Source organism: Bartonella sp. TT67HLJMS, from assembly GCF_042193375.1.
In the GTDB taxonomy this organism is placed as follows: Bacteria; Pseudomonadota; Alphaproteobacteria; order Rhizobiales; family Rhizobiaceae; genus Bartonella; species Bartonella grahamii.
The window spans coordinates 95,621-110,396 of record NZ_JBHILP010000007.1; the positions used below are offsets into that span (position 1 = coordinate 95,621).

Annotated in this window: 12 protein-coding genes, 1 tRNA gene and 4 pseudogenes; 6 read left to right on the top strand and 11 right to left on the bottom strand. The window is 37.4% G+C overall.

Translation table 11 applies throughout. From position 1 onward, the window contains the following. Window positions 1-1,142 precede the first annotated feature (1,142 nt). A complete protein-coding gene (locus ACFIJQ_RS05750; RefSeq protein ID WP_375629020.1) occupies window positions 1,143-2,051 on the bottom strand; it encodes a cation diffusion facilitator family transporter in 909 nt (302 codons plus the stop codon). 764 nt (window positions 2,052-2,815) lie between these two features. Between ACFIJQ_RS05750 and ACFIJQ_RS05755 the strand changes: the two genes are divergently transcribed. After that, window positions 2,816-3,625 (top strand): TrmH family RNA methyltransferase, encoded by an 810-nt coding sequence (locus ACFIJQ_RS05755; protein WP_375629021.1) that lies wholly within the window; start codon window positions 2,816-2,818, stop codon window positions 3,623-3,625. Between the two features lie 272 nt (window positions 3,626-3,897). On the opposite strand, the gene mnmA is transcribed toward ACFIJQ_RS05755, so the two are convergent. Next, window positions 3,898-5,127: a tRNA 2-thiouridine(34) synthase MnmA gene (gene mnmA, locus ACFIJQ_RS05760; protein WP_273788025.1), complete on the bottom strand. Its 1,230-nt coding sequence runs from the start codon at window positions 5,125-5,127 to the stop codon at window positions 3,898-3,900. 139 nt (window positions 5,128-5,266) lie between these two features. After that, window positions 5,267-5,470 (bottom strand): hypothetical protein, encoded by a 204-nt coding sequence (locus tag ACFIJQ_RS05765; RefSeq protein WP_375629024.1) that lies wholly within the window; start codon window positions 5,468-5,470, stop codon window positions 5,267-5,269. A 45-nt stretch (window positions 5,471-5,515) separates the two neighbouring features. On the opposite strand from ACFIJQ_RS05765, the gene ACFIJQ_RS05770 reads away from it, so the two are divergent. Continuing rightward, complete coding sequence (locus ACFIJQ_RS05770; RefSeq protein WP_015856675.1) at window positions 5,516-5,791, top strand: DUF1153 domain-containing protein; 276 nt, start codon at window positions 5,516-5,518, stop codon at window positions 5,789-5,791. A gap of 146 nt (window positions 5,792-5,937) precedes the next feature. Here the strand turns inward: ACFIJQ_RS05770 and ACFIJQ_RS05775 are convergent, their stop codons facing one another. Further along, window positions 5,938-6,324 (bottom strand): hypothetical protein, encoded by a 387-nt coding sequence (locus tag ACFIJQ_RS05775; RefSeq protein ID WP_015856676.1) that lies wholly within the window; start codon window positions 6,322-6,324, stop codon window positions 5,938-5,940. 563 nt (window positions 6,325-6,887) lie between these two features. Here ACFIJQ_RS05775 and ctrA point away from each other — a divergent pair. Further along, window positions 6,888-7,589: a response regulator transcription factor CtrA gene (gene ctrA, locus ACFIJQ_RS05780; RefSeq protein ID WP_015856677.1), complete on the top strand. Its 702-nt coding sequence runs from the start codon at window positions 6,888-6,890 to the stop codon at window positions 7,587-7,589. Window positions 7,590-7,808: 219 nt separating this feature from the next. Here the strand turns inward: ctrA and chpT are convergent, their stop codons facing one another. Then, entirely contained in the window at window positions 7,809-8,450 is a 642-nt protein-coding gene (chpT, locus tag ACFIJQ_RS05785; protein ID WP_375629026.1) for a histidine phosphotransferase ChpT, read from the bottom strand. Window positions 8,451-8,666: 216 nt separating this feature from the next. Here chpT and ACFIJQ_RS05790 point away from each other — a divergent pair, with 216 nt between their 5' ends. Both ACFIJQ_RS05790 and ACFIJQ_RS05795 read left to right on the top strand, forming a co-directional pair. Next, the gene (locus ACFIJQ_RS05790) at window positions 8,667-9,263 is read left to right on the top strand and encodes a DUF1134 domain-containing protein (RefSeq protein ID WP_015856679.1); all 597 of its coding nucleotides are present in this window, start codon (window positions 8,667-8,669) and stop codon (window positions 9,261-9,263) included. Between the two features lie 27 nt (window positions 9,264-9,290). After that, window positions 9,291-9,933 (top strand): annotated as a pseudogene (locus ACFIJQ_RS05795) (hypothetical protein). Between the two features lie 325 nt (window positions 9,934-10,258). On the opposite strand, the gene ACFIJQ_RS05800 reads toward ACFIJQ_RS05795, so the two are convergent. Further along, window positions 10,259-11,377, bottom strand: coding sequence for a DegT/DnrJ/EryC1/StrS family aminotransferase (locus ACFIJQ_RS05800; RefSeq protein ID WP_375629029.1), 1,119 nt, complete (start codon window positions 11,375-11,377; stop codon window positions 10,259-10,261). Window positions 11,378-11,426: 49 nt separating this feature from the next. Then, window positions 11,427-12,383, bottom strand: coding sequence for a Gfo/Idh/MocA family protein (locus tag ACFIJQ_RS05805; protein WP_273788085.1), 957 nt, complete (start codon window positions 12,381-12,383; stop codon window positions 11,427-11,429). Window positions 12,384-12,563: 180 nt separating this feature from the next. On the opposite strand from ACFIJQ_RS05805, the gene ACFIJQ_RS05810 reads away from it, so the two are divergent. Next, a tRNA-Met gene (locus ACFIJQ_RS05810) sits at window positions 12,564-12,640 on the top strand. A 178-nt stretch (window positions 12,641-12,818) separates the two neighbouring features. On the opposite strand, the pseudogene ACFIJQ_RS05815 reads toward ACFIJQ_RS05810, so the two are convergent. From ACFIJQ_RS05815 to ACFIJQ_RS05825, 4 genes and pseudogenes are all read right to left on the bottom strand, one after another. Then, a pseudogene (locus tag ACFIJQ_RS05815) lies at window positions 12,819-13,487 on the bottom strand (DNA adenine methylase). 272 nt (window positions 13,488-13,759) lie between these two features. Continuing rightward, window positions 13,760-14,149: a VOC family protein gene (locus ACFIJQ_RS05820; protein WP_273788019.1), complete on the bottom strand. Its 390-nt coding sequence runs from the start codon at window positions 14,147-14,149 to the stop codon at window positions 13,760-13,762. 147 nt (window positions 14,150-14,296) lie between these two features. Further along, window positions 14,297-14,392 (bottom strand): annotated as a pseudogene (locus ACFIJQ_RS08940) (DNA adenine methylase); the annotation flags it as partial. A gap of 141 nt (window positions 14,393-14,533) precedes the next feature. Continuing rightward, window positions 14,534-14,776: pseudogene (locus ACFIJQ_RS05825) on the bottom strand (late control protein); the annotation flags it as partial.

Below are 14,776 nucleotides of genomic sequence, written 5' to 3' on the forward strand. Positions count from 1 at the left end.
AAAATCACTTGTGACAAAATCACAGATTTGGGATCACTTTTACTGGTTAAACGATAAAGACAGGCAAAACTCTACTATAGTATCACGCTTTCCTTTCATATTCTCAACCAAGAGTTATCTATAGATAACCGCTAATCTGATCTTTATGAATATAACGCAAAAGACATAAACGAACGTTTGTAAAAATAAGTAAAAGTAAAGCCAGATATGTTTGGTTGTTGTCTCATAAAGTATTTTATAAAAATTCGATCTATCTCTCTAATTTATTGCGTATAAATTTTTGACTTTATAGCATTATTTTCCTCATAAAGTCTTTGCTTTTTCTTGTTGTCTATACATTAAAATAGCTCTGATATAGCAGCATATTTATGATTAGGATGCACCAGTACTGTACGCGTCATTGTAAAATTTTTGATGCTAGATTGGAATGAAAATATGAAAGCATCAATTAAAAACCAGTTTCTATCTTTAGCATCATTCTTTAGTTCAGCTTTGCGATTTTCTAAAGCAACGACAATAATATCCTTTAAAGAGTAGAGATATGAGCATTATTTTTTGTTTTTTCATTCTTTAATGTGTCCCCTATCCTTCATGCAATAAAGAACATTTAAAACAGAACACATTTTATCGGTAAAACAACACATTTATTAGCAACAATAATGATGATTGATCTATGATCACAAACTTTAAAATTCTATTCATAACTTTTATATAAAATTTATAATTAAATCTCATTAAACTTATTACGAAAGCTTCATTCTTCTTTGCCCTAAGAAACGAAACATCTACTCCCAACAGTCTGTAAACAATCCGTTCTCTTAAGTGAATTTAAGCGGCTAACCATTTCATGAGATTCACTTACACAAGAATACATCGGCAAGCCCTATTTTGAATATTTACTCCACACTCTAAAAACACTTAATAGATCAAATTTTATATGCCTTATCTCCCCCCACCTTAAATGACAGTATTTTAACGAAATAGAATAAATCTTGCCTTAAATACTCTGTTTAACCTTTTATAATTGATTGATGCAAAAATTAAATCAACGAAAGAGATTCATTGTATTTTCGAGAGGTATGAATCGCCCCATCATAAAAAACAATCTCCATAACATGACAGGCAATTTGAAAAAAATCTTTTTATATAAAAGGGATCACCGTTGTACCGGGAGGCAATTTTGCCTCATCTTCAGGCTCGACATGAATAGAAATACGCACATTATCAAATTCTTTTTGAAGAACACCTTCGATTTTATCACAAATTTTATGTGCTTCTCCTACCTGCATTACAGCAGGCACAACCAAATGAAACTCTATAAAAGTAACCCTCCCAGCAACACGCGTCCGTAAATCATGAACCTCAAGCGCACCAGATGCATTTGCAGAAATCAGCTCCCGAATCCGCATGCTTTCATTCAATTCAACGCCGACATCCATTAATCCCTGAACAGCATTTCTAATCACCTTCCATCCCTGCAAGAGAATATTAACGGCAACGATTATCGCTAAAATTGGATCTAAAACTCCCCATCCTCCTACAAAACCAGCAATCAGACCAATTATAATTGCAAGCGAAGTAAAAACATCTGTTATAAAATGGACTCCATCAGCTTTAAGAGCCGGTGAGCGATGATGTTTTCCCTGCCAAATAAGGACCATTCCCCACATACAATTTATGACAGTTGCAATAAGATGAATAACAAGCCATATTCCAGGCTTCTGCAATAATTGAACGGTAGAAAGAGCTATCCATGCTTCTCTTAAAATAACAATTGCCGCAATAATAATGAGTATCCCTTCAAGAATGGCAGAAAAATATTCTGCTTTATGATGCCCAAAGGGATGATCCTGATCCGCTGGCTTCATACTCACTTTAACAGCCCACCATGCTGCCAATGACGCAAGAATATTAACTATTGATTCCAATGCATCAGAATAAAGTGCAACCGAACCTGTGATGTGATATGCCCAATATTTCAAAGCAAAAACAATACACGCAATAAAAATAGAGTATAAAGTTAAGCTTTGTATATTGATTTTTACATCCATGAACCTCATCCTTTTCTTCACGAAATAAGGGATTAATATTTTCAACCATATAATTATACTTTTGGCATATCGACAATATTTCCTCAATATTACAAAAGCTTCAGCATACAATAAACGCTTCAGCTCACATTATTATCGTAAAAACTGCTCAGTTACACGAACAGAATCAATAAAGGAAGAAGAGAGGAACAGAATAAACAAAGAGCTTTCCCAAGAGCAATCAAACACATCACCTTCATTATTAATCGTTTTCTGAATAACTTAAAGCCATCTCACATCTCATAAACGAAAAACTTTTTTGCTCAAATGTATCATGATCATGCATTACTTTTCAGTCTTATGATGCGCATTATAACCCATCTATAAGCCATCTTTGAACCCTAGAAAAATATCTTAGCACTCTACTGTAACCTTACAGGTCAACTGCATTTTGAAATGTGATTTACTAAAAAATTGAGATATAAATAAAGAAAAACAATGACTACCCTCAAAAAAAGAATCTGGGCATTGGGGACCCAGATTCTTTTCCCTTAGAAATTAAGGGCATACAGAACTTGGGAAATAGCGGGGACCCAAGACACTGCACCCGATACGAGAAAAATATATGATTCCGTACCAGTGTTTTTATACTATACCTATGGTTGTATATTGTCAACATAAATTCTACCATAAGTTTCAAAATAATGTTTTTTTATCTCTTTTTTTTTAAATAAAATAAATTCTAACATCTGGAAATCATAAGAAAAAAGCACTAAAAATCTCGCATGCATTTGAATATCATAACAATCAATGAAACAGATGATCCACGCCTAAAAGCCTATCATAATATCCGTGAAAAAGATCTTGTTGGACGGCAACATCAATTTATTGCTGAAGGCAAAGTAACATTGTCCGCATTACTGCACTCGAAAGATTTTTCTGCCATCTCACTGCTCATCGTAGCAAACCGTCTCTCTGGACTTCTACCGCTTTTAGAAAAAACACAGCCTCTATGTCCCATTTATTGTGTTCCACAAAAAGTCATGGATAATATCACCGGCTTCCATGTTCATCGTGGTGTCTTGGGTATTGGTAAACGCAAAACACTGCCATCCTTACAAAGTTTTCTACAACATCTTCCAGAAAAAGCTTTGATTCTTGTTTTATGTGGTATCTCGAATCACGATAATATGGGATCAATTTTTCGTAATGCAGCAGCCTTTGCCAGCAATGGCATTATTGTCGACAAAACCTCATGCGATCCACTTTATCGTAAATCAATAAGAGTCTCTGCCGGCGCTGCTTTAAAAGTACCCTATACGCAAAACGCTGATATAAATGACATTATAGCTGCTCTAAAGGATAAAAACTTTCATCTTTATGCACTCTCCCCTTCTGCTTCACACACTCTCAAGCAAGCCAACAAAACTAAAAGAATGGCACTTATTTTTGGAACAGAAGGCGATGGCTTACCGCCCCATATACTACAACAATCAAAAACCTTACGTATTCCCATGACTAACGGTTTTGACAGCCTTAATGTTGCCACAGCCTCAGGTATTGCACTTGCCCATTTTACCAACTTTGACCACTAAAGATGATAACACTTTAAGTTGTAAAACATATCCGATGCTGTATGTTATCTATCAGTCCCAATAATGTTGCTGTTCCCTAGCATTTGAAAGCATTGATTAAAAAACATTTTATATTTTTCTTATCAATACTTTCCACCCCCTAACCCCGCTCATGACGTGCAAAAGACATAATTTTGATGGATCCAATCATAAAACAAACTCTCAATGAAAAAACCTTCTGGAAGTCTCTCATTCAAGTTTAAGGTTGAAAATTATCGTTATAAATCAATCAACTATGTTTTATGAAGCTGTTGTTTTAGTTCAGAGGAAACAGAATCTTTTGTTTCAAGATTGCATAAAACGCGCTTCAACATCATTTCAGTATCGGCCGCACGTTCTGAATGTGTTACAAATCCTCCCCCAAGAATACGCGCCTCATGACCATTTCCATCATAAAGAACGCAAGCTTGCCCTGGTGCCACACCATTTTCACATTCCAATAAATCAACGGAAAAAATACCTTCTTTATAATGTAAGCGCGCAAGGTGAGGAGGACGCGTTGAACGCACCTTTACAGCTACCTCAATACCTTGAGAAGGGAAATTATCTAACGACTCATCACCAAGCCAATTCACATCACGTAAAAAAAGCTTATGTGTTTCTAACATTTCACGCGGTCCAACAATAACACGTGCATTTTCCACATCGAGATAAACTACATAAAGCGCTTCACCCGTTGACACCCCAATACCACGCCGTTGACCAACCGTATAATTAACAATTCCCGAATGTTTACCTAAAATCTTTCCATCAATATGGACAATAACGCCAGGATTAGCGGCTTCTGGACGCAGTTTTGCGATAACATCTGAATATTTTCCTTGTGGAACAAAACAAATATCCTGACTATCATGCTTATTGGCAACCACAAATCCCATTTCTGCTGCCATTTCACGAACGCGGGCTTTTGGAAGGTCACCAAGTGGAAAACGCAAATAATCAATCTGTTCTTGTGTCGTTGCAAAGAGAAAATAACTCTGATCACGATCATTATCGAGAGGACGAAAGAGTGCTCGATGCGCTCCGTGGGAACGCGAACGAATATAATGTCCCGTAGCCAAAGCATCTGCCCCCAATTCACGTGCTGTTGCTAATAAATCAGCAAATTTAACCGTTTGATTACATGCAATACATGGTACTGGTGTCTCTCCATGAGCATAGCTTTCTGCAAAAGGGTCAATAACAGCTTCGCGAAAACGCTTTTCATAATCAAGAACATAATGCGGTATTCCTAATGTTTCTGCAACGCGGCGAGCATCCTCAATATCTTGTCCTGCACAACATGCCCCCACCCGATGCGTTGCTGCCCCGTGATCATAAAGCTGCAACGTAATGCCAATAACATTATACCCTTCCTTTTTCAAAAGACCTGCAACAACCGATGAATCAACCCCCCCCGACATTGCAACAACAATGCGAGAATCCTCAGGTTGCCCTGGTAAATCAAGACTGTTTAAAAACATGTATTCATTCTCTATTTAATGCTCTGTTTAATGGCTACCCATATGTTAACATTTTGATGTACGCTCTTCAGCACTTTTACACGATTGATTGTCTTTATATTGTTTTTTTATCTTTTCCACAACCATAGGCATTACTTTCTTAAAGGCTGCTGCAAACAAAAAAAGAATGATAGAAATAAGGCATAATGGCAATCGTTTGGGAGAAAACCTTTTTTGCTCTTTTTAAAATCTGAAAAATATTACAAGAAGTTCTTCTACACACTTCACTTAAGCTTCTTTTTACGTGCTCAATCACTTTATTAATTTTTTCTTTCAGCGCGTTTAGCTCTTTTTTAAATTTCATGCTCTATAAACGAATCAAGTCCTTGACTAAAGGTAGAGGATACGAATGACCAATTTGATAAAAACACAAATGAAATATGTTATTGGGCCAGATGGAAGTCCGCTTACAATTGCCGACCTACCGCCGCAAACAACACGACGCTGGGTGATTCGTCGCAAAGCTGAAGTTGTTGCGGCTGTCAGAGGTGGATTGTTAAGTCTTGACGAAGCGTGCCAACGTTATACTTTGACTGTAGAAGAATTTCTTTCATGGCAAAGTTTGATCGATGAACACGGTTTAGCGGGATTACGAACGACCAAGATTCAAAACTACAGGCATTAAGTTGCCATTGATTACGATTCGATAACATAAAAAAACTTATAAAACAGCCAAATTTGATAAAAATTTGGCTGTTTTATACTATACCCAAAAGATAAATCTAAAAGAATGGATTTTTCAATAATTGCTTTTATCATCCAACCGTTAAATTAGCCAACCATTGAATTAGATTGAATCAAAATATCCTCATCATCCGCAGCAATCTTCTTTTCTCGTGCTTCCAAAAGCTGTGCACGTTGCAGCTCTGTATTAGCTTCATGGAGAGCAATTTCAGCGTTTGTTTTTTGAAGCTGTAAATCACGAATTGAATTGATCAGATTATCACGTCTTTGCCGCGCTGCACGCGCAAAAGCAGAATAAGCAAAATGGTGAACATCATTGTTTCCAGATTTACGTTCTTCATGAGTAATCTGTGCTTCCAGCTCTAACACCATTCGTTCAAATTCTGCGATCATCATCTCAAGCTGTGCAATTTCACGGCGTTTTCCACGCACTTGAAACATCCTCAATCGCACCATATTTTCTCGTGGCTTCATACTCACTACTCCTTGATTGCGCCAACTCAAAACTCGCATTTACACCCAATAAATATCTTTTAGTTATATGTCTATCCAACAAAAACAGTCTATTGACTTGAAATTATAATATTTCGCCTTTCATTAAAGCGTCTGAAAATACAGTCTGCTTTAAAGAGCAATAACTATTTCTTTACTTTTCCCCACATTATAAAATGAAGAGATTTAAAGCTCAGTAAACAAACACTGAAATTGTAAAAAAGTAATTTATAATGCTCTTTTACAAATTTTTTTAAGTTAAAGTTTATAGAAAAAGCCCTTCTTTTTTTATTATGTTAAAAAATATGCGATTTTTCTAAAATAATTTTGTAGCCTCTTTCAAAAATAAAAATATTTTGTTAACCACTATCATGGATAGTGGGGAATTTAGTAGTGATTGTTACGCGTACTACTGAAATATACATAAACACTTTGTTATAAGTGTTTGATTTCATGAATTGTTTTTATAACAGTGGCTTTGCTAACTGATTATAAAATAGAAATGCTCCTTATGATTCGTGAAGGAGCGAAGTGAGGGATCTAAAATGCGCGTATTATTAATTGAAGATGATAGAGCAGTTACTCAAAGCATTGAGTTAATGTTAAAGTCAGCTAACTTTAATGTTTATATCACTGATCTGGGTGAAGAAGGTATCGATTTAGGAAAACTCTATGATTATGATATCATTTTGCTTGATCTGAATCTCCCTGACATGTCAGGGTATGATGTCTTGCGGACTCTAAGGTTGGCAAAAATAAAAACTCCTGTCCTAATCCTTTCTGGTATGAATGCCATTGAAGACAAGGTCCGTGGTTTTGGCTTTGGAGCTGACGACTATATGACAAAGCCTTTTCATAAGGATGAGCTCATTGCACGTATCCATGCAGTTGTTCGTCGTTCTAAAGGACATGCACAATCGGTTATTGTTACCGGTGATCTCACTGTTAACCTTGATGCAAAAACCGTCGAAGTTGCAGGGCGCCCCGTTCATTTAACCGGAAAAGAGTATCAAATGTTAGAGCTTCTCTCTTTACGCAAAGGTACCACCCTTACCAAGGAAATGTTTCTCAATCATCTCTATGGTGGAATGGATGAACCAGAACTAAAGATTATCGATGTTTTTATCTGTAAATTGCGGAAAAAATTGGAAGCAGTCTCTTCTAGTGTAAATTACATTGATACAGTTTGGGGACGTGGTTATGTATTACGTGATCCAGTTGAAGAGAACGTACGAAAAACCGCTTAAGCAGTGAACATGCACTTTGTAAAATCTCGGAGTGTAGCGGGCCGAGATTTTTTCCCGAGATCTGTTCTCTGTTAAAAGTAGAAAACTCGCACACCAAGAATCTCATATAGAAAGCGCTTAAAGCTTAAGAAGTAACCACACAGAATTTACATATATAACCCTATTGCTCATAAGTTCAATCGAAGCCACTTTTCCCAACACGGCTTAAGCGCTTCTCTCTTATTCAAAGCTTTTTTCACTTTCTAAAACAATACAATGATCATTTTCATCAATATTTATTTTCATCTCTGTCATCTGAGAAAGTAACATTGTGTAATAAAATTGGATGACATGTGCATCAATAAGCTCTTCTTGAACTTCTCCACGAAATAACGCAAGAAAATGAGGGGGTATACGGAGAGTTTTACCGAAAACCTCAAATCGAAAAGAACGTTTATTTTCTTCTTGCAAAATCATAACAACAATTTCACCACCACGAGAAACTGTCGCGTTTGCAATCAATAATAAATTAAGCAAAAGTTTAACTTCATCTTTTGGTAACAATAAAGAAGAAGCTTGCCATTTTAAAGTTGCTTTTTCTTCTTTCATATATTGTTGAGCAACCTGCTCTGCAGCCCGTGTATCTATTTGTCCTCCACTTGCACCAGCAAAACCAAAAGCCAATCGCGCAAATTGTAGACGTGCAGCAGCACTCGCAACGGATAAACGCACCAATTGTAAAGCATCTTCTTCAGCTCCTCCTTCATCATAAAGCTCCATTGCATTTTGAATAGCCCCCACAGGTGAGATCAAATCATGGCAAATACGACTACAAAGCAAAGCAGCAAGATCCGTAGGATTCAAAGAAATATCTAACGTCATAATGATTGAAAACTCCTAGATTCAAAAAAACAAACTTTATTTTAAAGAAAAACTCTTAATATCTGATGCATAATAGGAAACATTAACAATCATGCTAAAAAAATTTCAGAAATAAATTCAAGAATTTAAATAACCTTATATCTTATTTTTTATTTGAATAGAATGAAAATTCTAATATTATCTTTTTGTTTATCACTAATAAAAGGAGAAAACTTCATGGCTCTCTCTCTGCTCAAATACTGGTACAAAAATATTATATCTTTAATCCTCCTTTTATTCATCACCATAAACACTGCACATGCTCAACTACAACCAATAGAGCAAAACGAACCCCATTATTCACTCCAAGAAATTATTGATTCTGGTCATCTTTTTTTTGGAAAAACAGCTAGTGGTCTGGCTGTTGCAATTCAAAATATTTTTTCACAATACGGTTATCCCAATGCTTATATTTTAGGAGAAGAAGCTTCTGGTGCCTTTTTTGCTGGATTAACCTATGGCGAAGGAAAAGTTTTTACCAAAAGCTATGGTCAACATAAAGTTTTTTGGCAAGGTCCCTCAGTAGGATGGGATTTTGGTGGCCAAGGCTCCCGTTTAATGATCTTAGTTTACAACCTTAATAGCATAAATAATTTATGGAAACGCTATGGTGGTATTTCAGGTTCGGCCTATTTAATTGCAGGTGTTGGTTTTCATGTCCTCAAATACCATAATACCTTGTTAATCCCAATACGTACAGGAATCGGCGCACGCCTTGGTATCAATATAGGATATTTAAAATTAACACCTAGACCGACATGGAATCCGTTTTAAACGTATTCTTATTTGAAAAGGGGTATTATGCTTATTCAATCGTTTCTTTTTTTTATTCTTGGAGTTGCTTTCACTTCTTGGGTACTGGTCCTTTTGTCTCCTTTTATTTGGCGTAAAGCCGTTCATTTTGCGTATAAAGATGTTTGTGCGCAAATGCCATTATCACTCGCGGAAATAGAAGCAAATCACGATTTTCTTCGTGCACAACATGCTGTAGAATTAGCAAACAACCAACAAAAGTACGAGTTTTTGCAAAAAAAATACGCCCAACAAAAAATACAACTGAGCCAAATAACAGAACAATTTTATCGGCTATGCCTCCCCACACAAGACACTCTCACCAAAGAAGCGATAGCAATCAAACAAAATCTCGCCACAATACACACTTTCAAAGGAAAGAAAAATGATGCGTGAAAAAATCGCACACTATCAGCAACGTTTACAAAAAATCCAAACTCATGAGCTTGACACGACTGCTAACCACCAATTGCTGGAAGAACTCCGTGAAGAAACAAAAGAACTTGCAGCAACATTGGCAGCTCAAATAGCGCTACAAGAGGGGAATACATCACCCATCAATACATTGATTCAAAAATCAAAAAGCAAAAATGACCTCGCATCACGTATTCGCAAAAAAATCACTTGTCTCTCCAAAAGCCCCGTTAAATAGGTTATCTTTTAAAACACCTTGAATGAAGAGTAAAACCAACAAAGGTTCATTGTAACTTTCATAACCCCAATCCTTTTTATTAAACGTGACTTTCTTGCTAAGCTAAAGGACAAAATTTCTTAACCCATACCGTTCTGCTAAAAAGCATCTTCTTGTCTAGCAGATTCCACTTGCTAATCATATCACCGCCCTAAAGGACAACATTTCATAGGTCCTAGAAAGCAAATAATACCAAAAACATTGGTCACACACTCTAACAAAAGATACCTTCTAAGATGAGTCACCAATAGAGCTTTGACCATAATTTAAGGATAAAAATACGCTCTCAAGAGTGATAAAAATCTCTTATTTTTTGGATAATCATATCCTGATCCGTTTGTGTCAAGTAAGGATGCATTGGTAAACTTAAAACACACTCTCCTAAAGACTCTGAAACAGAAAGGGAATCTTTTACATAAGGAAAGTGTTTATAAGCTGGCTGTTGATGTAAAGGAGTTTTATAATAAATCATTGTAGGGATAGAATTTTTTTGTAAAAAATCTTTTAATTTATCACGTTCTTTTACCTTAATCGTATATTGTGCATAAGCAGAACGAATATTTTCTCCTATTTCTGGAACTGTAACAATATCTCTTAAGCCATTGGAATAGCGTTGAGCAATTTCTACACGCTTTTCCATTTCATCTTCAAAGATCGCAAACTTTTCTAGTAAAATTGCAGCCTGAATGCTATCTAAGCGCGAATTCATGCCAATACGTACATTGTCATATTGCGTTTCACCTTTACCATGAAACAAAATAGAACGTAAAAGTTCTGCAAAATGATCATCATTGGTCATCATAGCGCCTCCATCGCCATAACATCCTAATGGTTTTGCAGGATAAAAACTTGTAGCAGCCACATCACCAAAAGCACCGCACATGGTATTACCGCTTCTTCCACCCATAGATTGAGCAGCATCTTCAATTACAAAAAGATTTTCCTTTGCTGCCACTTGAGCAATTTGCACATAGTCAGCAGAAAGCCCAAATAAATCAACAGCAATAATAGCCTTTGGCTTTAAACGTCCCTCTTTTTTTACCATTTCGATAGCGTGAGAAAGTTTTTCAATATCAATATTGAATGTATCAGGTAAAACATCAACAAAAACAGGCTTAGCCCCCACCAAAGCAACCACTTCAGCCGTTGCTGAAAATGTAAAACTAGGACAAAACACAGCATCCCCTGGACCAATATTTTTAGCCATAAGAGGCATCTTCAAAGCATCTGTTCCATTAGCACATGCAATCACATGTTTAACGCCAAGATATTCTGCCAATTTCTCTTCAAATTCTGTTACTTCTGGTCCCAAAATATACTTACCACTAGCGACCACATGTGCAATTGCAGAATTAATTTTATCTTCAATACGCGCACGCTGCGCCCCAAGGTCGATGAATTGCATATTAACTCCATTGATCATCACAAGAATGCAAAAGCGCTACCTATCTCTTTTATCTATCATAATTGACACCAGCAGCTGTTAAAATCCGTAAAACCGCAATAGCATCATCACCATTTGTACGAGGTGATTGACGCGTTTCAATACAATGAAGAAAGTGCCGTAATTCGCAAGTAAGCGGCAAATCTTCACAAACATCAATATAATTCAGCTCATCCATGCTAAAAGCCCACTCTTGATTTTCTTTCCAAACGGCAAAATAGTGCATTGCCAATTTACGACTCCACGGTTCCATATCATCAAAAACGAGCATAGCTTTTGTTCCAACAACAGTTAAACGTCTCTCACGATAAGAACTCAAGCGTGAAGTAAAAAGATGACTACGCACACCATTTGGAAAAGTCATATGAATATGAGAAAAATCAGAAATCTGATCAACGACAGCAGCCCCTTCACCGCGAATTTCGGAAGGTTCACACCCTGTCAACGCCAAAATCATTGAGAGATCATGAGGCGCAAGATCCCATAAAGCATCGCTGTGTGTGTGAAATTTTCCAAAGCCTAATCTATGAGAATAAATATATCGCACATCTCCCACTTCTCCGTTTTTCACCAATTCACACATTTTTTCAAAAGCCGGATGAAAACGTAAAATATGGCCCACCATAAAAACTCGCTCATAAGCCTCAGCCTCCTGAACTTGGCGTTTAGCATCAGAAACATTCAAGGCTATTGGTTTTTCCACCAAAACATCTTTACCATTTTTAACAGCACGGAGCACATTTTGCGTATGCAATTGTGGCGGCAGTGCTAATACCAGCGCATCAATATCTCGATGCGTAAAAAGATCATCTGGTGTAACAAGCTCTACACCATACATCGTTGCAAAACTAGCAGCACGATCATTATCAATATCAGAGACTGCTGCCAAAGCCCCGAGAGAATGGAGTGTCCGTATATGATTTTCACCCCAATGACCGCATCCTAAAACCGCTACACGTGGCACCATTTTCATGCCTTACCCTACTTTATCATATAAAATTATACTTTTACATATCGAGGATAAAATAGAATGACAAGAGAAAAGCTTAAAAACGATGCTTGACATCTTACTATTCTACCCCTTATATCCGCAAAAGATGTAATTCTTTACAATTATGATTGCTTATTTTGTATGATTGCTTATTTTGGCGGAGTAGCTCAGTAGGTTAGAGCAGAGGAATCATAATCCTTGTGTCGGGGGTTCAAATCCCTCCTCCGCTACCATTACTTTTTTTGTTGTGTAGTTTTAGTTTGTCATCGGTGTAGCTTGCCAGCGGTTTTTTTATATTTTGACACTAGGCTTTGTACCAATTTATTTTTTTCTCAAAGAGTTTTTAAAGGGGTCTTCAAAGACCTTTCAAAGGTCGTTTAAAGCCCCTTTCATGAATCTTTTTCTCTTCTTCTAAAAATCACAATTTGAGATGATGAGCTTTTGAACCAGAGTCTGATTCTTTGAACCGCATGTATAAGATATACTCACCTCTTTTATCTTAAATTGGCTAAAGGTTTTTCGCATCCCTGACACATCATTAAGAGACACAAGAAACTTCCCCTTTAATTGTGCAAGCAGTTTGGACATCGTCTGATAATCTTTCCGCTTAAACAAATCCTTTCCACAGTAATCCTCAACGCCAAAGTAAGGCGGGTCAAGGTAAAACAAGGTATTTGGCCAGTCATAGCGCTTGATAAAGTCAAACCAATCTAAATATTCAATGATCACACCTGCCAAGCGCCGGTAAATAAGCTTTAATAAGGCTTCAGGTTTGAAAGAGTCAAACCCATGCACCACGATGTGGATCAACTCCAAATATCCGCTTTGCCACCTGACCAGAAAAACTCAACCGCTGCAGATATAAAAACCGCAAAGCCCGCTCTAAATCCGTCAGGGTGTTTGGATCTTGTAGAGCGAAACGCTGAAACGCCTCACGGTTGCTTATCTGGAACTCCAACAGCTCCATAAAAGGGTGACAATGGCGTTGCAACACCCGAAAAAATTCACCACATCGCCTGAACGATCATTGATGACTTCATATAAGGGAATCAATTTCCGCCTGAAGAATATTCCCCCCATTTCAAAAAAAGGCTCAGCATAAGTGCGATGGAGAATGCCTTCAATAATTTTGATACAGTTACTGATCACTATCCATGCAATAACGCCGCCCGATTCCCAAACCAATTAGACCGCCTGTGGGAATAGGTAGGTTGTGGGGCTGAAAGTGTAATGGAACAGTACCAAACAGATAAGCCACGCGCCGCAAGTAAGCCTCTAGGGTGCATAGCTTATAGATTTTGGAAACAGACAATTATTATAATTCAGGCAATTAAAGATCGGGTCTAAGACTTTTAATCTAGTGGACAAACACGAATAATATGACCGTCGGGATCTTTGATTAGGAAGGTACGTCCAAAAATGTCAGTATACGGTTCCTTCAAGACATTTATCTCAACGGTGGTTTGCTCTTGCCATTCCGCATATAGCTTATCTACGTCCTCTCCCTTAGGCAACATAATGCCGATTTCTGAAAAACGAGGCACATTTTCCTCAGGTGCATCGCCCCCAGACCAGATAGCAAAGAGTGCATCACCCGAAGAAGCAAATGCAACATAGCGTGGTGAGATGAATACAGGCTCTTTCTTGAAGATGAATTTGTAAAAAGCAGTAGAATGCTCCACATTTGATACGTATACCAACTGCAGGTTTGGGGTAACAGGATAAATAGGAATATTACTCATAAATTCTCCATAATTTGCGATTGCCTAACATGCTATACTTATGAGAATATTACAACAAGAGTTTGTGATGCTTCCGTTTGCAGTGTGCTCTATTTATATGTTTTTACTCTCTTATTACTATATGTTAAAATACCGAAATCGCTACTACATCGTCTTCGCCAACTTGATTTTGCCACCAATATAAGCAGCAGCTGGTTCTATAGGATCAACAGATTTTAATGTTTCTTTACAAAGTGCATCCATCATTTTTTAACACTCTTTCATCTATATTAGCCATCTTCTCATTGCTTTAAGTGATAAGAAGTGGCTGCGATATTGAGTTGTGTTACGTCGGACGGGTTTGTCGCAAAACTATCCCCGTTGGCTGGGCAACCAGCCCAGCCTCTATTCTTTGTTGCTTTCCTTTCCCTTGTCTGGTGCCTCAAAGGTGATTTCTGTTGTGTATCCGCTTTGTTTCTCATAGCAGTGGGTGACGGTCGCGGCTTTCCATGGACCATTGATTTCACCACGAAACCCTTGCAATAAAAGAGGTTGGTCGGCCATGATTTCGGGGCGCCCCGCAAGGGTCAAAGAACCACTGCCCACAGCACGACACAACCTGTCCGACTCGGAAGTAGCAGCAGCTCG

Excerpts from the sequence above, each read along its gene's own strand:
- ACFIJQ_RS05750 (WP_375629020.1), bottom strand. The coding sequence starts at position 2,051 with ATGGATGTAAAAATCAATATACAAAGCTTAACTTTATACTCTATTTTT.
- ACFIJQ_RS05755 (WP_375629021.1), top strand. The coding sequence starts at position 2,816 with ATGCATTTGAATATCATAACAATCAATGAAACAGATGATCCACGCCTA.
- mnmA (WP_273788025.1), bottom strand. The coding sequence starts at position 5,127 with ATGTTTTTAAACAGTCTTGATTTACCAGGGCAACCTGAGGATTCTCGC.
- ACFIJQ_RS05765 (WP_375629024.1), bottom strand. The coding sequence starts at position 5,470 with ATGAAATTTAAAAAAGAGCTAAACGCGCTGAAAGAAAAAATTAATAAA.
- ACFIJQ_RS05770 (WP_015856675.1), top strand. The coding sequence starts at position 5,516 with ATGACCAATTTGATAAAAACACAAATGAAATATGTTATTGGGCCAGAT.
- ACFIJQ_RS05775 (WP_015856676.1), bottom strand. The coding sequence starts at position 6,324 with ATGAAGCCACGAGAAAATATGGTGCGATTGAGGATGTTTCAAGTGCGT.
- ctrA (WP_015856677.1), top strand. The coding sequence starts at position 6,888 with ATGCGCGTATTATTAATTGAAGATGATAGAGCAGTTACTCAAAGCATT.
- chpT (WP_375629026.1), bottom strand. The coding sequence starts at position 8,450 with ATGACGTTAGATATTTCTTTGAATCCTACGGATCTTGCTGCTTTGCTT.
- ACFIJQ_RS05790 (WP_015856679.1), top strand. The coding sequence starts at position 8,667 with ATGGCTCTCTCTCTGCTCAAATACTGGTACAAAAATATTATATCTTTA.
- ACFIJQ_RS05800 (WP_375629029.1), bottom strand. The coding sequence starts at position 11,377 with ATGCAATTCATCGACCTTGGGGCGCAGCGTGCGCGTATTGAAGATAAA.
- ACFIJQ_RS05805 (WP_273788085.1), bottom strand. The coding sequence starts at position 12,383 with ATGGTGCCACGTGTAGCGGTTTTAGGATGCGGTCATTGGGGTGAAAAT.
- ACFIJQ_RS05820 (WP_273788019.1), bottom strand. The coding sequence starts at position 14,149 with ATGAGTAATATTCCTATTTATCCTGTTACCCCAAACCTGCAGTTGGTA.